Genomic DNA, 20,897 nt, shown 5'->3' on the forward strand with positions numbered 1-20,897 from the left:
CACCCCGTGTCCGATCCGGTGCGCATCCCCGTCGCCACCGCCCATCCGTACGACGTCGTGGTCGGCCGCGGCCTGCTCGGCGACCTCGCCACGCAGCTGGCCGACGCTTCGAAGATCGCGCTGATCCACCCGCCCACGCTGACCACCACGGCCGAGGCCATCCGCGAGGAGCTGATCGCCGCCGGGCTCGACGCGCACCGCGTCGAGATCCCCGACGCCGAAGACGGCAAGGCGCTCACCGTCGCGAGCTTCTGCTGGGAGGTGCTCGGCCGGATCGGGCTGGACCGCCGCGGTGTCGTGGTCGGCCTGGGCGGCGGCGCCGTCACCGACCTCGCCGGGTTCGTCGCGGGCACGTGGATGCGCGGGGTCCGCCTGGTCAACGTCCCGACGACGCTGCTCGGCATGGTCGACGCCGCGGTCGGCGGCAAGACCGGCATCAACACCGAGGCGGGCAAGAACCTCGTCGGGGTGTTCCACGAGCCGAGCGCGGTGTTCGTCGACCTCGCGACGCTCGAGACGCTGCCGCCGAACGAGCTCGTCGCCGGGATGGCCGAGGTCGTGAAGACGGGCTTCATCGCCGACCCGCGGATCCTCGAGCTGATCGAGGCCGACCCGGCCGCCGCGCTCGACGCGAGCGGCGACGTGCTGGCCGAGCTGGTCCGCCGGTCGATCCAGGTGAAGGCCGACGTCGTGGCCGCCGACCTGCGCGAGTCCGACCTACGGGAGATCCTCAACTACGGCCACACCCTCGGCCACGCCATCGAACGCCGCGAGCGGTACCGGTGGCGTCACGGCGCCGCGGTGAGCGTCGGGCTGGTGTTCGCCGCCGAGCTCGCGCGGCTGGCCGGGCGGCTCGACGACGCCACGGCCGAGCGTCACGCCGCCGTGCTGAAGCTGCTCGGCCTGCCGACGACGTACGACGCCGACGCGCTGCCCCAGCTGCTGGAAACCATGAAGGGCGACAAGAAGACCCGCTCGGGCGTGCTGCGGTTCGTCGTCCTCGACGCCCTCGGCAAGCCGGGCCGGCTCGAGGGCCCGGACCCGTCGCTGCTCGCGGCCGCGTACTCGGCGATCGCCGCCGACGCCCCTTCGAGTGGCGGGAGCATCCTGCTGTGAAGGCGTTCGTGTTCAACGGTCCCAACCTGGGCCGGCTCGGCAAGCGCGAGCCGTCGGTCTACGGCTCGACCACCCACGACGACCTCGCGGCGCTGTGCGTCAAGGCGGGCGAGGAACTGGGCATCGAGGTCGAGGTCCGGCAGACCGACCACGAAGGCGAAATGGTCGGCTGGCTGCACGAAGCCGCCGACGGCGGGAACCCGGTGGTGCTCAACGCCGGAGCGTGGACGCACTATTCGATCGCGGTGCGTGACGCGGCGGCGCAGCTGTCCGCACCGCTGATCGAGCTGCACATCTCGAACGTGCACAAGCGGGAGGCGTTCCGGCACCACAGCGTGCTGTCGGACATCGCGACCGCGGTGATCGCCGGCCTCGGCGTCGACGGCTACCCGCTCGCGCTGCGGTGGCTCGCCGCGCACCCGGCATGACGCTGCCGACGCTGACCACGGCGCGGCTGCGGCTGCGTCAGCTGGTCGAGGCCGACCGCGAAGCCGTCGTGAAGGTGTTCTCCGACCCGGAGATGAGCCGGTTCTTCGCCGCGGACTTCTCCGACCCGGCCGCGGCGAGCGCGATGGTCGACCGCCGGCTGGCCTATCGCGGCCCGGCCGGCCAGGGCCACTGGGTGATCGAGCGCGACGGCGAGGTGATCGGCGTCGCGCACCTGCGCCCGTCGCCGGAACTGCCCGGCGGGGTGGCGGAGCTGGGTTACTACATCGCGAGCGCGCACGCGGGGCAGGGGTTGGCGACCGAGGCGGCCCAGGCGGTGCTCGCCCACGGCCTCGACGCGCTCGGGCTCCCGGCGATCTGGGCACTGGTGCACGAGAACAACGCGGCGAGCCGCAAGGTGGCGGCCAGGCTGGGTTTCCTCGACGTAGGCAGCGGCATCCACTACGGCGATCTGCATCGGGTGCTTGTCTCGTTGGCGCCGGTGCACGGGCGGCCGCACCACATCGAGCTGTGGGTGCCGGACCTCGCGGAAGCCGAGCGGAGCTGGGGCTGGCTGCTCGGCGAGCTGGGGTGGCGGGAGTTCCAGCGCTGGCCCGCGGGCATCAGCTGGCGGCGCGCCGGAACGTACGTCGTGGTGGAGGAATCCCCGGCGATGAGCGCCCCGGAGCACGAGCGCACCCGGCCGGGTCTGAACCACCTGGCGCTGCACGTGGGAACCCGAGCCCAGATCGACGCTTTGGTCGAGCGCGCGGCGGAACACGGCTGGCGCCCCCTGTTCGCCGACCGTTACCCGTACGCGGGCGGCGAAGCGCACTACGCGGCTTATCTCGAGAACGACGCCGGTTTCGAGGTCGAACTGGTCGCGCTGGAAGGCCCACCGGCCGGGACGTGACTCGAGCGTCTCGAATCGGGAAGCGTTTTCGCGCAGGGGCATAGCGGCGCCTGAACGCTTCGCCGCCGGCTGACTCCGGCGCCGGACGCGCGCTCTCGGCGGTCTGCCGAAGCTCGCGCATTTCCGGCGATCCGGGAGCTGAGCATCCGAGCCCGGGCGCGAAGTCCGCGATCCGGTCTCGCTGGCGCGCGCGGCTCGCGCCGTGGAACAACCAGAGGCTGCTCGACATTTCCTGCGCTTCGATCATCGAAGGCCGATCGCCGGGCTTTCGGGCGAGCATGCGCATCACTGCGATTCCCGGTGGTTGCCGACACCGCAACCCTCGGTGGCCGCTCGACACCGTAGCCCCGCCGGCACGAACCCCACTCTCCGCGGAGCGAGCCCGACTCCCGCCAGCGCGAATCCAGCGCTCGTCGGCGCGAACCCCCAGCCGCCGGTCGGGCTCGCCACCGGGTCTGACCGGCCCACACTCCGGAAACCCTTGTCCGCCCGCGATCTTGCGCGCGATCGGAGGACCGTCGACCAGGCATGCCGTCACTCGGACGGGTCGGGTCTCGCTACACTCCGATGTCGTGAGCCCGTTTCGTCGTGGGGGTCGGCGACCCGCTCGTGCCCTGGTCGCCAGTGTTCTGGCGGGGCTCCTCGTCGCGGGGTGCACCGAGGGTTACGGCCAGCCTCAAGCGGCGGGGGACAAGCCGGCCATCGCGGGCGGGCAGACCGGTGTGCCGCCGCGGCCGGTCGATGTCAAGCTCGCTTCGGGTGACCCCCGGGAGAGTGGTGGTGTGATCGCCGCCGGTGGGGCGGATGCCGTCTACAACTACGGGCCGTCGGTCATGCTCGACCGGGGGCAGACACGGATGTGGTGGTGCAGCCAGTACGGCGGCGCCGGACCCGCCGGCGACGACATCCTCTACGCCCAGGCCCAGTCGATCGACGGGCCGTTCGCCGGGCCCGACGGCGGGATCCCGGCCGCCGTGTTCTCCGGCGCGCCCGGGCAGTTCGACGGCATGCACACCTGCGACCCGTCGGTCCTGCGCGTCGGCACGACCTACTACCTCTACTACACCGGCGCGGCCGGCGACCACGCGCTCGGCAACGCCGTCGGGCTCGCGACCAGCACCGACGGTGTGCACTGGACCCGCGCGGCGGGCGGGAAGCCGATCCTCGGGCCGTCGCACGACGTGCACCGCGCCAACGTCTACGGCGCCGGCCAGCCCTCGGCCGTCTACCTCGACGGCTGGTTCTACCTGATGTTCACCGACACCACCGGCCGCGCCGCGGCGTGGAACGGCGCCGGGCAGTTCGTGCTCCGGTCGCACGACCCCGCGTTCGGGTCCGGGGTGCAGGCGCTCGACGTCGGCGGGTTCGTGCCGGTGCCCACGACCGCCACGCCGCGCGGCCGGTCGGTGGTCGAGGGGTTCAGCGCCGACCTGATGTGGGTGGGCGCGCTCGACGCGTTCGTCATCGCGCACGAGACCGACACCGGGACGACGCTGACGTTCTGGACCGCGGACTTCACCGAGAACCCGTACCGGCCGGTGGTCATCCCGGGTCCGTGGAAGGAAGGGCCGGGGCTGGTGCGCCGCGCGGACGGGCACGCGCCGCTGTCGTCGGCCGCGCCGTGCGACCGGGTGCCGTTCGACGTCGTGCGCGCGACCGTGATCGGCGGGGCCGCCGCCCCGACCGACCTGCGGCACTTCGGGCTCGACCTGCGCGGCAGCCAGGCGTGCGCGAACCCGCGCCGGGTGGCCGCGACGTTCGACGGCGTGACGATGCCGTCGCCGGACCGCACGATGGACCTGGTCCGCGCCGGGCAGCGGGTGCGAGTCGACCGCCGCGGAGTCGCCGCGGCCCTGGCCGGCGAGCTGCTGGAGAAGGAACCGCCCGAGGTGGCGGCGCTGCCGGTGGCAACGCGTCTGCGCTCGGGCGCGGAGGCGGTCTGGGCGCCGGGCCGCGGGCTGGCACTGGTCCTCGACGACCGCCGCCTGTGGGGAGTCCCGGACGCGGCAATCGTGGCCGGCAACGGCTCAGCGGCCCACCCGGTGACAGACGCCCAGTGGGACGGCTTCCCCCAGGGCACCTCGCTGGTCGGCTGACGCCGGAGCGGGCGCGTGCTGTTCGCCGGCAGGTCGAAGCCGAGGCTGGACGTCCGCGCGCGGCCGGGTGAGCTAGGCCCGAGGTTCCCGGCTGCGCGGCCGGATCCGCGGAGACGGTCGCGGCGCGGGTTCCTCCTCGGCCGCCCGGTCGCGGCGGCGAGGCTGGGGCGAGGGCTCGTCCGCCCGGATCCGGCGCTGAGGCCGGGTCAAGGCCTCTGACTCCGACTCCGGCTCCGACGCCCGATCCCGGCGCCGCGGCCGGGGCGAAGGAGCCTCCTCCTCCGGAAGAACGTCGTCCGGCTTCGAACGTCCGATCCGCCCGCCCACGAACAGCCCGAGCCCGGCCGGCACCAGCACCAGCAACGCCGAGAACGCGGCCCCTCCGGTGAGCGCCCCACCCAGCTCCGACACGCCCGTCTGGTCGACGAACACCGCGCGCCCGATCACGTACAGGATGCCCGATACGACCCCCGCCACCAGGGCCGCGATGAACCACGCCCGGCCGCGATCCGCCAGGCCGCGCCACGCGTCCAGGGCGCTCCACAGTGCTGCCGCGCCGACCAGGACCGCCAAGGCCACGGAAGTCACCAGCGTCTGGTCCGTCGGGTGGTACACCGCGTACTTGGCCAGCAGCGTCAGCGCGACGCCGTGGAGCACCGCCATCCCGAGTCCGCGGATCACCCAAGCGCTCATCCTGCGCAGTGTAGGCCAGGTTACTGGCGAGTTGCTTAGTCAGCGCCCACTAGGCTGGGGACGTGCCTGAAACCCATGGACGACGCCGGGCGGCGCTGCGCGGGCTGCTGACCGAAGCCGGTGTCGACGCGCTGCTGGTCACCGATCTGCTCAACATCCGCTACCTGACCGGGTTCACCGGCTCGAACGCCGCCGTGCTGCTGCACGCCGAGGGCGACGCGAAGACGCTCTTCTGCACCGACGGCCGCTACACGACCCAGTCGGCCGCCGAGGTGCCCGACCTGGACAAGGTCGTCGACCGGGCCAGCGCCGCCGCCCTCGTCGCGAAAGCCGCGAAGGACGCCAAGACCTACGGACGGGTCGGGTTCGAGAGCCAGCACGTCAGCGTCGAAGAGTACGAAGCGCTCCAGACGCACATAAAACTCCAGCGCACCCCCGGGCTCATCGAGCAGCTGCGCCTGGTCAAGGACGAAGCCGAGATCGAGGCGCTGCGCCAGGCCTGCGCCGCCGCCGACCGGGCGCTGGACGACCTCGTCGCCGCCGGGGGCCTGCGGCCCGGGCGGACCGAGCTGGAAGTCGCCCGTGACCTGGAGAACCGGATGCTGGAGCACGGCTCGGAGGCGCTCAGCTTCGCCTCCATCATCGCCGCCGGCGCGCACTCGGCCATCCCGCACCACCGGCCGACGCACGCCGAGCTCGAGCGCGGTGACTTCGTGAAGATGGACTTCGGCGCCACCGTCGACGGCTACCACTCCGACATGACCCGCACGTTCGTCCTCGGTGCACCCGCGGACTGGCAGCGCGAGGTGTACGACCTCGTGCACACGGCCCAGGCGGCGGGCGTCGACGCCGTCGTGCCCGGCGCCGAGGTGTCCCATGTGGACGCCGCCGCGCGGACCGTGATCGCGGACGCCGGGCACGGCGAGCACTTCGCGCACGGTCTCGGCCACGGCGTCGGCCTGCAGATCCACGAGGCGCCCAGCTTCGCCGCGACAGGCGTCGGTACACTGTCCGCCGGTATGGCGGTCACCGTCGAGCCCGGCGTCTACCTCGCGGGGCGCGGTGGCGTGCGCATCGAGGACACGCTCGTCGTGCGGGCTGGGGAGCCCGAACTCCTCACCCTGAGCACCAAGAACCTCGTGGTCGTCTGACGGCGGCCCCGAACCGTAGATTCGACACAGGAGACTGCAAGCTCGTGGCCACGACCAACGACCTGAAGAACGGGCTCGTCCTCAACCTCGAGGGCCAGCTGTGGACCGTCACCGCGTTCCAGCACGTCAAGCCGGGCAAGGGCGGTGCCTTCGTGCGCACGACGCTCAAGCACGTGCTCACCGGCAAGGTGGTCGACAAGACGTTCAACGCGGGCACGAAGGTCGAGACGGCCACGGTGGACCGCCGGAACATGACCTACCTGTACAAGGACGGCCAGGACTTCGTGTTCATGGACGGCGACACCTACGACCAGATCACCGTGCTGCCCGCGGTCGTCGGCGACAACGCCAACTACATGCTGGAGAACACCGAGGTCCAGGTCGCGGTGCACGAGAACGAGGCGCTCTACATCGAGCTCCCGACCTCGGTCGAGATCGTCATCCAGCACACCGACCCGGGCCTGCAGGGCGACCGCTCCACCGGCGGCACCAAGCCGGCGACGCTGGAGACCGGCGCGGAGATCCAGGTCCCGCTGTTCCTGTCCACCGGCGAGAAGATCAAGGTCGACACCCGCGACGGCCGTTACCTGGGCCGCGTCTCCAACTGATGCCGACGTCGAAGCCCCACCCCAACCGCGGCGGCGCGATCAGCCGGCGGCAGGCGCGTCGTCGCGCGGTGGAAATGCTGTACGAGGCCGCGCAGCGGGACGCCGACGCGGTGACGCTGCTGGCCGACCGGGTCGGCGCGACCGAGGTCGACCCGATCGCGGACTACACGATCAGCCTGGTCGAGGGCGTGACCGGCCGGAAAGCGCAGATCGACGAGCTGCTGGCGGAGCACGCGCAGGGCTGGACCCTGGAGCGGATGCCGAAGGTCGACCTCGCGGTGCTGCGGGTCGGGGTCTACGAGCTGCTCTGGGCCGAGGACGTGCCGGACCCGGTCGCGATCGACGAGGCCGTGGGCCTCGCGAAGGAACTGTCCACGGACGATTCGCCGCGGTTCGTCAACGGCGTGCTGGGCCGGATCGGCACGATCGCCGACCGCCTCCGCGCCGTTCTCTAGAGCCCGCCTGGCCCCCCGGTCAGGCGGTTCCGGTCAGCGGTGACCACGACCGGGGGTCCGGGGGCTGGGCCCCCGCAAAGCACGGCGAGCGAGGGCGTGGCTCGCGCTGTCCGCGAGCAGAGCTCGTCCCCGAACGAGCCCCGTCGGCACAGCAACACCCCGAATCAGTCCTCCTTGGAAGGACGCGCCTCCGGCGGGAGCACACCCCAGTCGATGAGCTGCTCGGTGAGCTCGCCCGGCGTCATGTCGTAGATGATCGCCAGGGACCGCAGGTCTTCGGTGCGGATCGAGAGCACCTTGCCGTTGTAGTCGCCGCGCTGGCTCTGGATCGTCGCCGCGTAGCGGGCCAGCGGACCCACCTTTTCGGCAGGCAGCTGCTGCAGGCGCTCGAGGTTGATCACGATCTTGGTGGCGGGCTCCGCACCGGAGGGGACCCGGCCCTCGGGCAGCAGCTCGACCACCGGCACGCCGTAGAAGTCGGCCAGCTCGGCCAGCTTCTGCACGGTGACGGCACGGTCGCCACGCTCGTACGAGCCGACGACGACGGCCTTCCAGCGCCCACCGGACTTCTGCTCGACCCCGTGCAGGGACAGGCCCTGCTGCTGGCGGATCCCGCGGAGCTTGGCCCCGAGCGCCTTGGCGTAATCGCCCATCTGGTCGTTCTCCGTTCTCCACCCCCTCCCGGTCGGGGTGACCGGTCCAGGGGACTCTTCGAGTCGAATACTCAGAGTAATGGTTACGCATTGTTGTCACCAGGTCAAGCAGGAGCTTGCCGCGAATCACGCCACACCACCCGTAAGACTGAGCAAAGTGCCTGCTACTGTCGGTGGGAAAGCCCCGACCAGCAGGGGAACAGACGTCCTTTAAGGACCCGTCCGGTGAGGCGGGGAAGGAGTCCGAAGTGTCGTCACGTCCGCGTGGCGCGGCTGGTTCGGCCGGGGAGCGCGAGCTCCTGTCGGCCGGCGATGTCGCGCGCACGATCGCTCGAATGGCCCATCAGGTCATCGAAAAGACCGCGAACGGTGCGGAGAGCACTACCCCGCCCGTGTTGCTCGGGATCCCCAGCCGCGGCACTCCGCTCGCGGCCCGTCTCGCCGAGAAGATCGGTGAGTTCTCCGGAGTCCGCCCGCCGACCGGCGCCCTCGACGTCACCCTCTACCGGGACGACCTCCGCCGCCGCCCGCCGCGCGCGCTCGAACAGACGCAGCTCCCCCCGGACGGCATCGACGACCGCGTGGTGATCCTGGTCGACGACGTGCTCTTCTCCGGCCGCACGATCCGGGCCGCGCTCGATGCCCTCCGTGATCATGGCCGCCCCCGCGCGGTGCAGCTGGCCGTCCTCGTCGACCGAGGTCACCGTGAGCTGCCGATCCGCGCCGACTACGTGGGCAAGAACGTGCCGACCGCCCGCACCGAGGGGGTGTCCGTGCTGCTCGCGGAGATCGACGGCCGCGACTCGGTGCTGCTCCGGGCCCCGGAAGCCGCGCAAGCCTCGGAAGCACCTGGAGAAGATTCGTGAAGCACCTGCTCGCCACCGACGGGCTGGACCCCGAGCTGGCCACGGCCGTGCTCGACACCGCCGACGAGCTGAAGCACACCCTGCTCGGCCGCGAGGTCAAGAAGCTGCCGACGCTGCGCGGCCGCACGGTGATCACCCTGTTCTACGAGAACTCGACGCGCACGCGGGTGTCATTCGAGATCGCCGGGAAGTGGATGAGCGCCGACGTGATCAACGTCTCCGCCTCCAGCTCCTCGGTGAACAAGGGGGAGTCCCTGCGCGACACCGCGCTGACGCTGGCCGCCGCGGGCGCCGACTGCGTGATCGTCCGGCACCCGGCCAGCGGCGCCGCCCAGCGGCTCTCGGAGTGGCTGGCCGAGCCCGGCACGTCGGTGGTCAACGCCGGCGACGGCACCCACGAGCACCCGACGCAGGCGCTGCTCGACGCGGCGACGCTGCGGGAACGGCTCGGGTCCTTGAAGGACCGTCGCATCGCGATCGTCGGCGACGTGCTGCACAGCCGCGTCGCGCGCTCGAACATCCACCTGCTCTCGGCTCTCGGCGCCGAGGTGGTCCTCGTCGCGCCGCCGACGCTGCTGCCCTACGGCGTCGAAAGCCTGCCGGTGACCGTTTCCCACGACCTCGACGCCGAACTGCCCGCGGTCGACGCGGTCATGATGCTGCGAGTCCAGGCGGAACGCATGCACGGCGGGTTCTTTCCTAGCGCCCGCGAGTACTCGATCGCTTACGGCCTCTCGGAAAAGCGGCAGAAGCTGCTGCCCGAGCACGCGGTCGTGCTGCACCCCGGCCCGATGCTGCGCGGGATGGAGATCGCGAGCGCGGTCGCCGACTCCCCGGCCTCGGCCATCACCGAACAGGTCCGCAACGGCGTCCACGTCCGCATGGCGGTCCTCTACCACCTCTTGGCCAGTGAAGGAGCTGCCGCGTGAGCACCGTGATCAAGGGCGCCCGCCCCTATGGCGAGGGTGACCCGGTCGACGTCCTGGTGGAGGACGGCGTGATCACCGCGATCGGCGCCGTCGACGTCCCGGAGGACGCCGAAATCGTCGAAGCCGCCGGTCAGGTGCTGCTGCCGGGCTTCGTGGACCTGCACACCCACCTGCGCGAACCCGGCCGCGAGGACACCGAGACCATCGACTCGGGTTCGGCCGCGGCGGCGCTCGGCGGCTACACCGCGGTGTTCGCCATGGCCAACACCGACCCGGTCGCCGACAACGCCGTCATCGTCGAGCACGTGTGGCGGCGCGGGCAGGAGGTCGGCCTGGTCGACGTCCACCCGGTCGGCGCGGTCACCGTCGGGCTCAAGGGCGAGAAGCTCGCCGAGCTGGGCACGATGGCGGCGTCGCAGGCGCGGGTCAAGGTGTTCTCCGATGACGGCCTCTGCGTCGCCGACCCGCTGCTCATGCGCCGCGCGCTGGAGTACTCGACCGCGCTCGACGTCGTCATCGCGCAGCACGCGGAGGAGCCGCGGCTGACCGTCGGCGCCCAGGCGCACGAGGGCGAACGCGCCGCGCGGCTCGGCTACACCGGCTGGCCGGCCGCCGCGGAAGAGTCCATCGTGGCGCGCGACTGCCTCCTGGCCCTGCACGCGAACGCGCGGCTGCACGTCTGCCACGTCTCGACGTCGGGCACCGCGGACGTGCTGGCCTGGGCGAAGGACCGCGGCACGAAGGTGTCGGCCGAGGTCACCCCGCACCACCTGCTGCTCACCGACGAACGCCTGGCCACCTACGACCCGGTGAACAAGGTGAACCCGCCGCTGCGCACGGAGTCCGACGCCGAAAAGCTCCGGACCGCGCTGGCGGAGGGTGTCATCGACTGCGTCGCCACCGACCACGCGCCGCACGCGGTGCAGGACAAGGACACCGAGTGGACCGCCGCCCGGCCCGGCATGCTCGGGCTGCAGACGGCGCTGTCGATCGTGGCCGAGACCATGGTCCGCACCGGGCTGCTCGACTGGCGCGGCGTCGCCCGCGTGATGAGCGAGCGCCCGGCGGAGATCGGGAACCTGGCCGACCAGGGCCGGCCGATCGAGGTCGGCGAGCCGGCGAACCTGACGCTGGTCGACCCGGACGCCGAGTGGACGGTCCGGGGCGCGGAGCTCGCCAGCATCGCCGCCAACACCCCGTACGAGGGAATGCGGCTCCCCGGTGTGGTGACCGCGACGCTGCTGCGCGGGCGGCTCACCGCGCGGGACGGGAAGGTCTGCTGATGGAACGCCTGTGGCTGGTGCTGGCGATCGTCGCCTTCTTCCTGCTCTGCCTGTGGGGCATGTACGTCGGCTGGCGCCGCAAGGCGCGCTCGCAGAGCGTGCAGGTGCCGCCGTTCCCCGCCGTCCCCGAAGACGCGGGCGAGACGCGGCTGGAGTCCACCGGCGTCTACGTCGCGACGACGTTCGCGGGGGAGTGGCAGAACCGGGTCGTCACCCGCGGCGCGGGGCTGCGCACCGGGGCGGTCCTGCGGCTGCACGACGGCGGGATCGCCGTCGAACGCGGCGGGGCGCCCGACTTCTGGATCCCGCGCGACGCCGTCACCGGCGTCCGGCGCGACAACAAGATCGCCGGGAAGGTGATGGGCACCGACGCGCTGCTGGTGCTCACCTGGCGGGCCGGCGACACCGAGCTCGACACCGGCTTCCGCGGCGACGACCTCGACGACTATCCACAGTGGATCGAACAGCTCAAGATCAAGGGAGGTGCCCAGTGAACGCGCGCGCTCAGGCCGCACTGGTACTCGAAGACGGCCGGGTGTTCCGCGGCGCCGCCTACGGCGCGCAGGGACGGTCCCTCGGCGAGGCGGTGTTCTGCACCGGCATGACCGGCTACCAGGAGACGCTGACCGACCCGTCCTACCACGGGCAGATCGTGGTGCAGACCGCGCCGCAGATCGGCAACACCGGCTGGAACGACGAGGACGACGAGTCGTCGAAGATCTGGGTAAACGGCTACGTGGTGCGCGACCCCGCCCGCACGCCGTCCAACTGGCGCTCGAAGCGCACGCTGGACGACGAGCTGGTGAACCAGGGCATCGTCGGCATCGCCGAGGTCGACACCCGCTCGCTGACCCGCCACCTGCGCGAGCTCGGCGCGATGCGCGCCGGGGTGTTCTCCGGCGACGCGCTGGGCACCGTCGACGAGATGGTCGCCGAGGTGCTGGCGAGCCCGAAGATGGAGGGCGCCGACCTGGCCGGCCAGGTCACCACGCCGAAGCCGTACGTGGTCTCGCCCTCCGGTGAGACGCGCTTCCGCGTCGTCGCGCTCGACCTGGGCATCAAGTCCAACACCCCGCGCCAGATGGTCAAGCGCGGCATCGAGGTGCACGTGCTGCCCTCGACGTCGACCTTGGACGAGCTGCTGGCGATCGAGCCGCACGGCGTGTTCCTCTCCAACGGCCCCGGCGACCCGGCCACCACGGTGCACGCCACCGAGCTGACCAAGCAGGTCCTCGGCCGCGAGATCCCGCTGTTCGGCATCTGCTTCGGCAACCAGGTCCTCGGCCGCGCGCTCGGCCTCGGGACGTACAAGATGCGCTACGGCCACCGCGGCATCAACATCCCGGTGATCGACGTCGCCACCAAGCGGGTGGCGATCACCGCGCAGAACCACGGCTTCGCCCTCGAAGGCGAGCCCGGCCAGCGTTTCGAGTCGCCCTTCGGTGCGGCCGAGATCAGCCACTACTGCCCCAACGACGACACGGTCGAGGGCGTGCGCGCGCTCGAAGTCCCGGCGTTCTCGGTGCAGTACCACCCCGAAGCCGCGGCCGGCCCGCACGACGCGGCCCCCCTGTTCGACGATTTCGTGACGCTCATGGAGAAGAAGGCCTGATGCCGAAGAGGACGGACATCCAGCACGTGCTGGTGATCGGCTCCGGGCCGATCGTGATCGGGCAGGCCGCGGAGTTCGACTACTCCGGCACCCAGGCCTGCCGGGTGCTGCGCAGCGAAGGCCTGCGCGTGTCCCTGGTGAACTCGAACCCGGCCACCATCATGACCGACCCCGAGTTCGCCGACGCGACCTACATCGAGCCGGTGACGCCGGACTTCGTCGAGAAGGTCATCGCGGTGGAGCGGCCGGACGCCATCCTGGCCACCCTCGGCGGGCAGACGGCGCTCAACTGCGCCGTCGCGCTGCACGAGCGCGGCGTGCTCGCCAAGTACGGCGTCGAGCTGATCGGGGCCGACATCGACGCCATCCAGCGCGGTGAGGACCGGCAGAAGTTCAAGAACATCGTCGCCGAGGTCGGCGCCGAGACCCCGCGAAGCCGCGTCTGCAACACCATGGACGAGGTCCGGGACACGGTGAAGGAACTCGGCCTGCCGGTCGTCATCCGGCCCTCCTTCACCATGGGCGGGCTCGGCTCCGGCATGGCGCACACGCCGGAGGACCTGGAGCGGCTCGCCTCCACCGGCCTCGACGAGTCGCCGGTCACCGAGGTGCTCATCGAGGAGAGCGTGCTCGGCTGGAAGGAGTACGAGCTCGAGCTGATGCGCGACCGCAGCGACAACGTCGTGGTCGTCTGCTCGATCGAAAACGTCGACGCGATGGGCGTGCACACCGGCGACTCGGTCACCGTGGCGCCGACCATGACGCTCACCGACCGCGAGTACCAGGTGATGCGCGACGTCGGCATCGACGTGCTGCGCGCGGTCGGCGTCGACACCGGCGGCTGCAACATCCAGTTCGCGATCAACCCCGAAGACGGCCGGATGGTCGTCATCGAGATGAACCCGCGGGTGTCGAGGTCTTCCGCACTCGCGTCGAAGGCCACCGGCTTCCCGATCGCCAAGATCGCCGCGAAGCTCGCCATCGGCTACACCCTGGACGAGATCCAGAACGACATCACCGGTGAGACCCCGGCGGCCTTCGAGCCGACGCTGGACTACGTCGTCGTCAAGATGCCGCGGTTCGCCTTCGAGAAGTTCCCGGGCGCCGACCCGACGCTGACCACGACGATGAAGAGCGTCGGCGAGGCGATGTCGTTCGGCCGCAGCTTCCCCGAGGCGCTCGGCAAGGCGATGCGCTCGATCGAGACGAAGGCGACCGGGTTCTGGACCCTGCCCGACCCCGACGGTGTCACGCGTGAGTCCACTTTGGACTCGCTGCGCGTGCCGCACGAGGGCCGGCTGTACGAAGTGGAACGCGCGCTGCGTCTGGGCGCGTCGGTGCAGGAAGTCCACGAGGCGTCCGGGATCGACCCGTGGTTCATCGACCAGATCGCGCTCATCGGCGAGGTCGGGGCCGAGGTCCGCGACGCGCCGGTGCTCGACGGCGACCTGCTGCGCCGCGCCAAGCGCACCGGCCTGTCCGACCGCCAGGTCGCCGCGCTGCGCCCGGAGCTGGCCGGCGAGGACGGCGTCCGCGCGCTGCGCCACCGCCTCGGCGTGCGGCCGGTGTTCAAGACCGTCGACACCTGCGCGGCCGAGTTCGCGGCCAAGACGCCGTACCACTACTCGGCTTACGAGTCCGACCCCGAAGCGCAGTCCGAAGTGGCCGCGCAGACCGACAAGCCGAAGGTGCTCATCCTCGGCTCGGGCCCGAACCGGATCGGCCAGGGCATCGAGTTCGACTACTCCTGCGTCCACGCGGCGATCGCGTTGCGGGAGGCCGGGTTCGAGGCCGTCATGGTCAACTGCAACCCGGAAACCGTGTCCACCGACTACGACACGTCCGACCGGCTGTACTTCGAGCCGCTGTCCTTCGAGGACGTCCTCGAGGTCGTGCACGCCGAGCAGGCGTCCGGCACGGTCGCCGGCGTCATCGTCCAGCTCGGCGGCCAGACCCCGCTGGGACTGGCCAAGCGGCTCGCCGACGCCGGTGTCCCGGTGGTCGGGACGCCGCCGGAGGCCATCCACCTGGCCGAGGACCGCGGCGCGTTCGGCGAGGTGCTCACCGACGCCGGGCTGCCCGCGCCGCGCTACGGCACGGCGACGTCGTTCGAGGGCGCCAAGCGGATCGCCGACGAGATCGGCTACCCGGTGCTCGTCCGGCCGTCCTACGTGCTCGGCGGGCGCGGCATGGAGATCGTCTACGACGAGCAGACCCTCGCCGGGTACATCAGCCGCGCCACCGAGATCAACCCCGAGCACCCGGTGCTCGTCGACCGCTTCCTCGACGACGCCATCGAAATCGACGTCGACGCGCTGTTCGACGGCGAAGAGCTGTACCTCGGCGGTGTCATGGAACACATCGAGGAAGCCGGCATCCACTCCGGCGACTCGTCGTGCGCGCTGCCGCCGATCACGCTCGGGCACACCGACCTGCAGGCCGTCCGCCGCTCCACCGAGGCCATCGCGCGGGGCGTGGGCGTGCGCGGGCTCCTGAACGTCCAGTACGCGCTCAAGGACGACGTCCTGTACGTCCTGGAGGCCAACCCGCGCGCGTCGCGGACGGTGCCGTTCGTGTCCAAGGCGACCGCGGTGCCGCTGGCCAAGGCCGCCGCGCTGATCATGACCGGCTCGACGATCAAGGACCTGCGCGAGAGCGGCGTCCTGCCGGCCGACGGCGACGGCGGGCAGATGCCGGCCGACTCGCCGGTCGCGGTGAAGGAAGCCGTGCTGCCCTTCCACCGCTTCCGCACGCCCGAAGGACACGGCGTCGACTCGCTGCTGGGCCCGGAGATGAAGTCCACCGGCGAGGTGATGGGTGTCGACGTCGACTTCGGCAAGGCGTTCGCCAAGTCGCAGAGCGCGGCCTACGGCTCGCTGCCGACGTCCGGGCGCGCGTTCGTCTCGGTCGCCAACCGCGACAAACGCTCGATGGTCTTCCCGGTGAAGCGCCTGGCGGACCTCGGGTTCGAGATCCTCGCCACGTCCGGCACCGCGGAAGTGCTGCGGCGCAACGGAGTCGCGTGCTCGGTGGTGCGCAAGCACTACGAGGGCTCGACCGAAGCCGAGCCGAACATCGTGGACGTGATCCTCAACGGCGACGTCGACATGGTGATCAACACCCCTTACGGCAACAGCGGTCCGCGCGTCGACGGCTACGAAATCCGCACCGCCGCGGTGTCGCGCGACATCCCGTGCGTGACGACCGTGCAGGGCGCCGCGGCGGCCGTGCACGGCATCGAGGCGCTCATCCGGGGCGACATCGGGGTCAAGTCCCTGCAGGAGCTGCAGGCGGCGCTCAAGGCGAAGTCGTGAGCACGGGGGAGCGGTTCGGGGCGCGGCTGGCGAAGGCCGTCGCGGCCCGGGGCCCGCTGTGCGCCGGGATCGACCCCCACCCGGGCCTCATCGAGGCCTGGGGGCTCCCGGTGGACGCGTCGGGCCTGGAGCGCTTCGCGCTGTCCGCCACGGAGGTCCTGGCGGCGCGCACGGCGATCGTGAAGCCGCAGTCGGCGTTCTTCGAAAGTTTCGGAGCGGCGGGCGTCCGGGTGCTGGAACGGGTGGTGGAAACGGCGCGCGAAGCCGGCGCACTGGTGCTGCTGGACGTCAAGCGCGGCGACATCGGCTCCACGATGGCGGCGTACACGGCCGCGTACGTGGCCGACGGCGCCGCGATCGCGGCCGACGCGATCACCGTTTCGCCGTACCTCGGGTTCGGCTCTTTGGCCCAATGCGCCGAAACGGCGGTCGCCGCGGGGAACGGCATCTTCGTGCTTGCGCGAACTTCCAACCCCGAAGCGGCCGCGGTGCAGAACGCCCGGCTGCCGGACGGGCGCACCGTGGCGCAGTCGATCGTCGATTCCGCGGCGGCGCTCAACGCATCCGCCGCACCGCTCGGCGATGTGGGTGTCGTGGTCGGCGCCACCATCTCGCCGGGAGACCTGGATCTTTCCGGGCTGAACGGTCCGGTGCTGGCGCCCGGTTTCGGGGCCCAGGGGGCCACTGCGGCCGATTTACGGGCACTTTTCGGCACTTCGCTGCCCGGGGTGCTGCCCGCGTCGTCCCGCGACATCCTGAAGCACGGTCCGGAGCAAGCGGCTTTGCGCCAAGCGGTCGAACGGGTCGCCGAAGTGCTGGCCGACCCGCAGGAAAACGACCAATAGCAGGGCCCGGAACCGGGTCCCACCAGGCACCCCCGCATTGTGGCCGGTGCTCACGGGTGGGTACCGTCGCGTCACCCACCCAGATTTGAGAACTACCGGAGGAAAACGTGGCACTTCCCCAGCTGACAGAGGAACAGCGCGCTGCGGCGCTGGAGAAGGCCGCCGCCGCTCGCAAGATCCGTGCTGAGCTGAAGGAGCGGCTGAAGCGGGGCGGTACCACTCTGGTCGACGTGCTGAAGCAGGCCGAGGAGAACGAAGTCCTCGGCAAGATGAAGGTTTCGGCTCTGCTCGAGGCCCTTCCGGGCGTCGGCAAGGTCCGCGCGCAGCAGACCATGGAACGACTGGAGATCGCCCCCAGCCGTCGCCTCCGCGGCCTCGGCGACCGGCAGCGCAAGGCGCTGCTGGCCGAGTTCAGCGGCGAGTGAACGGCGCCGGTCGTGACTACCCGGTGACCCCGGGCGCCGACCGCGGCAGTGAGCCGGTGGCGGGGGACATCCCCCGGCACCGGCTCACCGTCGTATCGGGGCCTTCGGGGGTCGGGAAGTCGAGCGTGGTGGGCGAGCTGCGGAAGCTGGAGCCCGACATCTACTTCAGCGTCTCGGTCACCACGCGCAAACCCCGCCCCGGCGAGATCGAGGGCGCGCACTACCACTTCGTCGACCGCGCCGAGTTCGACGCGATGGTCGCCGAAGAGCGGCTCCTGGAATGGGCCGAGTTCACCGGCAACCGCTACGGCACCCCGCGCGAACCGGTCGAGAAGGCCCTCGCCGAAGGACGGCCCGCGATCCTGGAGATCGAGCTGCAGGGCGCCCGGCAGGTCCGCAAGGCGATGCCGGAGGCCCGGCTGGTGATGCTGATGCCGCCGTCCTGGGAGGAACTGGTCGGCAGGCTCACCGGGCGCGGCACCGAGAACGAGGCCGCCGTGCAGGCCCGGCTGGCGGAAGCGGAGCGTGAACTGGCCGCCGCCGGCGAGTTCGACCACCGCGTCGTCAACGCCGACGTGCGGGAGGCCGCTGAGCACTTGCTAAACTTGATTACCGGCGAGCAGTTTGCCGCCGGTAGTCCCACAGATTCGGAGCACCAAGAGTGACGACTCAGGCGACGCTGCACGAAGAGCTCGAGGGCATCACCAACCCGCCGATCGACGACCTGCTCGAGAAGGTCAGCTCGAAGTACGCGCTGGTGATCTACTCGGCCAAGCGTGCCCGCCAGATCAACGACTACTACGCCCAGCTGGGCGAGGGCCTGCTCGAGTACGTCGGCCCGCTCGTCGAGCCGGGCCCGCGCGAGAAGCCGCTCTCGATCGCGCTGCGCGAGATCCACGGTGGCCTGCTCGAGCACACCGAGGGTGAGTAAACCCAAGGTCGTCCTGGGCGTGGGCGGCGGCATCGCCGCCTACAAGGCCTGTGAGGTCCTGCGGGGACTGACCGAGTCCGGTCACGACGTCCGCGTGGTACCCACCGAAGCCGCGCTGAACTTCGTCGGCGCGGCCACCTTCGAGGCTCTCTCGGGGCGCCCGGTGCACACCGGCGTGTTCACCGAGGTGCCCGAGGTGCAGCACGTCCGCGTCGGCAAGGAGGCCGACCTCGTCCTGGTCGTCCCGGCCACCGCGAACCTCCTCGCCAAGGCCGCCCACGGCCTGGCGGACGACCTGCTGACGAACACCCTGCTCACCGCCCGGTGCCCGGTCGCCTTCTTCCCGGCGATGCACACGGAGATGTGGGAGCACCCCGCGACCCGCGCCAACGTGGCCCTGCTGCGCTCGCGCGGCGCGATCGTCACCGAGCCCGACGCGGGCCGGTTGACCGGCGTCGACACCGGCAAGGGCCGCCTGGCGAACCCCGCCGAGATCGTCGACCTCGCCCGGCTGCTGCTGGCCCGCCCGGACGCCCTCCCGCGCGACCTCGAAGGGGTCCGCGTGGTCGTGTCCGCGGGCGGCACCCGCGAGCCGCTCGACCCGGTCCGCTACCTGGGCAACCGCTCGTCCGGCAAGCAGGGCTACGCGCTGGCCCGCGTCGCCGCCCAGCGCGGCGCCGAGGTCACCCTGGTCACCGCCCACACCGTCGCGCTGCCGGATCCGGCGGGCGCGACCGTCTCGCACGTCTCGACGGCGGAAGAGCTGCGGCAGGCGGTGCACGCGGCCGCCGAAGCGGCCGACGTCGTCGTGATGGCCGCCGCCGTCGCCGACTTCCGGCCCGCGAACCGCGCCGACCACAAGATCAAGAAGTCCGACGACCAGCCGGACCCGGTCATCACGCTCGATCGCAACGCCGACATTCTCGCGGAACTGGTGCGAAACCGGCGTCCCGGACAGGTCGTCGTGGGGTTCGCCGCGGAGACCGGCGACGAGCACGGCGACGTCCTCGACCACGCCCGTGTGAAGCTCAAGCGCAAGGGTGCCGACCTGCTGGTCGTGAACGCCGTCGGCGACGGCAAGGCGTTCGGCACGGAGGACAATTCGGGCTGGCTGCTCGGCTCCGACGGCACGGAAATCCCCATACCTCTGGGCGCGAAAGCCGAGCTGGCGTCCACACTGTGGGACGCTGTTGTGAGCTTCATGAAGCGTTGACCGGCCTCCGAGCGATAGTCAGTACGCTTGCACAGGTAAGGGGTGCCTAAGTTACGGGGCATCCGACGACAAGGTGAGGAAGTGACGGCCACCGTGACCGCGTCTAGCAGCAGATTGTTCACCTCGGAGTCGGTGACCGAAGGGCACCCCGACAAGATTTGCGATGCCATCAGTGACTCGATCCTCGACGGTCTGCTGTCGAAGGACCCGCGCAGCCGCGTCGCGGTCGAGACCCTGATCACCACCGGCCAGGTGCACGTCGCCGGTGAGGTGACGACCGAGGCCTACGCCGACATCCCCACGATCGTCCGCGACGTCATCCTGAAGATCGGGTACGACTCCTCGGCCAAGGGCTTCGACGGCAACTCCTGCGGCGTCAACGTCGCGATCGGGTCCCAGTCCCCGGACATCGCCCAGGGCGTCGACACCGCGTACGAGTCGCGGGTCGAGTCCGACGAAGACGAGATCAACCGCCAGGGTGCCGGCGACCAGGGCCTGATGTTCGGCTACGCCTGCTCGGACACCCCCGAGCTGATGCCGCTGCCGATCGCGCTGGCCCACCGGCTCTCGAAGCGGCTGACCGCGGTCCGCAAGGACGGCGTGCTGCCGTACCTGCGCCCGGACGGCAAGACCCAGGTGACCATCGAGTACGCCGGTGACCAGCCGGTGCGCCTCGACACGGTCGTCGTGTCCTCGCAGCACGCCGACGGCATCGACCTCGAGCGCATGCTCAGCGTCGACGTCAAGGAGCACGTGGTCGGGCCCGAGATCGAGGCACTGGGCATCGACACCTCCAGCGCGCGGCTGCTGGTCAACCCGACCGGCCGGTTCGTCATCGGCGGCCCGATGGGTGACGCCGGCCTGACCGGGCGCAAGATCATCGTCGACACCTACGGCGGCATGGCCCGCCACGGTGGCGGCGCGTTCTCCGGCAAGGACCCGTCCAAGGTCGACCGCTCCGCCGCGTACGCGATGCGCTGGGTGGCCAAGAACGTCGTCGCCGCGGGCCTGGCGTCGCGGACCGAGGTGCAGGTCGCGTACGCGATCGGCAAGGCGGCCCCGGTCGGCCTGTTCGTGGAGACGTTCGGGACCGAGACGGTCGACCCGTCGAAGATCCAGCAGGCCATCACCGAGGTCTTCGACCTGCGGCCCGCCGCGATCATCCGCGACCTCGACCTGCTGCGCCCGATCTACGCGCCGACGTCGGCGTACGGCCACTTCGGCCGGCCCGAGCTGGACCTCCCCTGGGAGAGCACGGCCCGCGCCGAGGCGCTGAAGTCGGCCGCGGGAGCCTGACGCACGATCCGGTGAAGGCCACCTCGGAAACCCTTCGAGGTGGCCTTCCTGGCGTCCGGGGTGTCGGAGGGG

The 20,897-nt window shown here is 71.2% G+C and carries 20 protein-coding genes and 1 pseudogene; 19 read left to right on the top strand and 2 right to left on the bottom strand.

What is annotated here, in order from left to right; genetic code table 11:
• The first annotated feature begins 6 nt into the window (after positions 1 to 6).
• The 4 genes from aroB (at position 7) to ACZ7OU_RS20980 (ending at position 4,551) form a co-directional block, all read left to right on the top strand.
• Positions 7 to 1,116, top strand: a complete 1,110-nt coding sequence (aroB, locus tag ACZ7OU_RS20965) for a 3-dehydroquinate synthase (RefSeq protein ID WP_470238404.1) — start codon at positions 7 to 9, stop codon at positions 1,114 to 1,116.
• A complete protein-coding gene (gene aroQ, locus ACZ7OU_RS20970; RefSeq protein WP_470256308.1) occupies positions 1,113 to 1,544 on the top strand; it encodes a type II 3-dehydroquinate dehydratase in 432 nt (143 codons plus the stop codon). The genes aroB and aroQ overlap by 4 nt, the downstream gene beginning before the upstream one ends.
• Positions 1,541 to 2,455: a GNAT family N-acetyltransferase gene (locus ACZ7OU_RS20975; protein ID WP_470256309.1), complete on the top strand. Its 915-nt coding sequence runs from the start codon at positions 1,541 to 1,543 to the stop codon at positions 2,453 to 2,455. Before aroQ ends, ACZ7OU_RS20975 begins: the two co-directional genes overlap by 4 nt.
• Before the next feature lie 614 nt (positions 2,456 to 3,069).
• On the top strand, positions 3,070 to 4,551 hold the full coding sequence (locus ACZ7OU_RS20980; RefSeq protein WP_470257636.1) for a beta-xylosidase: 1,482 nt from the start codon (positions 3,070 to 3,072) through the stop codon (positions 4,549 to 4,551).
• Positions 4,552 to 4,806: 255 nt separating this feature from the next.
• Here ACZ7OU_RS20980 and ACZ7OU_RS20985 read toward each other — a convergent pair.
• Positions 4,807 to 5,214: pseudogene (locus tag ACZ7OU_RS20985) on the bottom strand (B-4DMT family transporter); the annotation flags it as partial.
• Between the two features lie 92 nt (positions 5,215 to 5,306).
• On the opposite strand from ACZ7OU_RS20985, the gene ACZ7OU_RS20990 reads away from it, so the two are divergent.
• Genes ACZ7OU_RS20990 through nusB form a run of 3 tightly spaced genes read left to right on the top strand, consistent with a single transcriptional unit; the run spans position 5,307 to position 7,458 of the window.
• Positions 5,307 to 6,395, top strand: a complete 1,089-nt coding sequence (locus tag ACZ7OU_RS20990) for a M24 family metallopeptidase (protein ID WP_470256310.1) — start codon at positions 5,307 to 5,309, stop codon at positions 6,393 to 6,395.
• Positions 6,396 to 6,439: 44 nt separating this feature from the next.
• Positions 6,440 to 7,003: an elongation factor P gene (gene efp, locus ACZ7OU_RS20995; RefSeq protein WP_360673313.1), complete on the top strand. Its 564-nt coding sequence runs from the start codon at positions 6,440 to 6,442 to the stop codon at positions 7,001 to 7,003.
• Positions 7,003 to 7,458, top strand: a complete 456-nt coding sequence (gene nusB / locus ACZ7OU_RS21000) for a transcription antitermination factor NusB (protein WP_470238400.1) — start codon at positions 7,003 to 7,005, stop codon at positions 7,456 to 7,458. Before efp ends, nusB begins: the two co-directional genes overlap by 1 nt.
• 164 nt (positions 7,459 to 7,622) lie before the next feature.
• Here the strand turns inward: nusB and bldD are convergent, their stop codons facing one another.
• The gene (bldD, locus tag ACZ7OU_RS21005) at positions 7,623 to 8,111 is read right to left on the bottom strand and encodes a transcriptional regulator BldD (protein WP_003096372.1); all 489 of its coding nucleotides are present in this window, start codon (positions 8,109 to 8,111) and stop codon (positions 7,623 to 7,625) included.
• Between the two features lie 248 nt (positions 8,112 to 8,359).
• On the opposite strand from bldD, the gene pyrR reads away from it, so the two are divergent.
• From pyrR to metK, 12 genes are all read left to right on the top strand, one after another.
• Positions 8,360 to 8,977 (top strand): bifunctional pyr operon transcriptional regulator/uracil phosphoribosyltransferase PyrR, encoded by a 618-nt coding sequence (gene pyrR, locus ACZ7OU_RS21010; RefSeq protein ID WP_470256311.1) that lies wholly within the window; start codon positions 8,360 to 8,362, stop codon positions 8,975 to 8,977.
• The gene (locus tag ACZ7OU_RS21015) at positions 8,974 to 9,906 is read left to right on the top strand and encodes an aspartate carbamoyltransferase catalytic subunit (protein ID WP_470238398.1); all 933 of its coding nucleotides are present in this window, start codon (positions 8,974 to 8,976) and stop codon (positions 9,904 to 9,906) included. The genes pyrR and ACZ7OU_RS21015 overlap by 4 nt, the downstream gene beginning before the upstream one ends.
• Positions 9,903 to 11,189, top strand: coding sequence for a dihydroorotase (locus ACZ7OU_RS21020; protein WP_470256312.1), 1,287 nt, complete (start codon positions 9,903 to 9,905; stop codon positions 11,187 to 11,189). The genes ACZ7OU_RS21015 and ACZ7OU_RS21020 overlap by 4 nt, the downstream gene beginning before the upstream one ends.
• Positions 11,189 to 11,683, top strand: coding sequence for a PH-like domain-containing protein (locus ACZ7OU_RS21025; RefSeq protein WP_470256313.1), 495 nt, complete (start codon positions 11,189 to 11,191; stop codon positions 11,681 to 11,683). The genes ACZ7OU_RS21020 and ACZ7OU_RS21025 overlap by 1 nt, the downstream gene beginning before the upstream one ends.
• Entirely contained in the window at positions 11,680 to 12,801 is a 1,122-nt protein-coding gene (gene carA / locus ACZ7OU_RS21030; RefSeq protein WP_470238395.1) for a glutamine-hydrolyzing carbamoyl-phosphate synthase small subunit, read from the top strand. Before ACZ7OU_RS21025 ends, carA begins: the two co-directional genes overlap by 4 nt.
• On the top strand, positions 12,801 to 16,115 hold the full coding sequence (gene carB, locus ACZ7OU_RS21035; RefSeq protein ID WP_470238394.1) for a carbamoyl-phosphate synthase large subunit: 3,315 nt from the start codon (positions 12,801 to 12,803) through the stop codon (positions 16,113 to 16,115). The genes carA and carB overlap by 1 nt, the downstream gene beginning before the upstream one ends.
• Positions 16,112 to 16,960 (top strand): orotidine-5'-phosphate decarboxylase, encoded by an 849-nt coding sequence (gene pyrF, locus ACZ7OU_RS21040; protein ID WP_470256314.1) that lies wholly within the window; start codon positions 16,112 to 16,114, stop codon positions 16,958 to 16,960. The genes carB and pyrF overlap by 4 nt, the downstream gene beginning before the upstream one ends.
• A 107-nt stretch (positions 16,961 to 17,067) precedes the next feature.
• Positions 17,068 to 17,385 (top strand): integration host factor, actinobacterial type, encoded by a 318-nt coding sequence (gene mihF, locus ACZ7OU_RS21045; RefSeq protein ID WP_013224622.1) that lies wholly within the window; start codon positions 17,068 to 17,070, stop codon positions 17,383 to 17,385.
• Positions 17,382 to 18,050 carry a guanylate kinase gene (gene gmk, locus ACZ7OU_RS21050; protein ID WP_470238392.1) on the top strand — a complete coding sequence of 223 codons (669 nt, stop codon included), beginning with the start codon at positions 17,382 to 17,384 and terminating at the stop codon, positions 18,048 to 18,050. The genes mihF and gmk overlap by 4 nt, the downstream gene beginning before the upstream one ends.
• The gene (gene rpoZ / locus ACZ7OU_RS21055; protein ID WP_005152353.1) at positions 18,047 to 18,316 is read left to right on the top strand and encodes a DNA-directed RNA polymerase subunit omega; all 270 of its coding nucleotides are present in this window, start codon (positions 18,047 to 18,049) and stop codon (positions 18,314 to 18,316) included. The genes gmk and rpoZ overlap by 4 nt, the downstream gene beginning before the upstream one ends.
• A complete protein-coding gene (gene coaBC / locus ACZ7OU_RS21060) occupies positions 18,309 to 19,529 on the top strand; it encodes a bifunctional phosphopantothenoylcysteine decarboxylase/phosphopantothenate--cysteine ligase CoaBC (RefSeq protein ID WP_470256315.1) in 1,221 nt (406 codons plus the stop codon). The genes rpoZ and coaBC overlap by 8 nt, the downstream gene beginning before the upstream one ends.
• A 93-nt stretch (positions 19,530 to 19,622) precedes the next feature.
• Positions 19,623 to 20,825: a methionine adenosyltransferase gene (gene metK, locus ACZ7OU_RS21065; RefSeq protein ID WP_470239011.1), complete on the top strand. Its 1,203-nt coding sequence runs from the start codon at positions 19,623 to 19,625 to the stop codon at positions 20,823 to 20,825.
• The last annotated feature ends 72 nt before the right edge of the window (positions 20,826 to 20,897 follow it).

The sequence above is a fragment of the Amycolatopsis sp. NPDC114505 genome, from assembly GCF_055633615.1.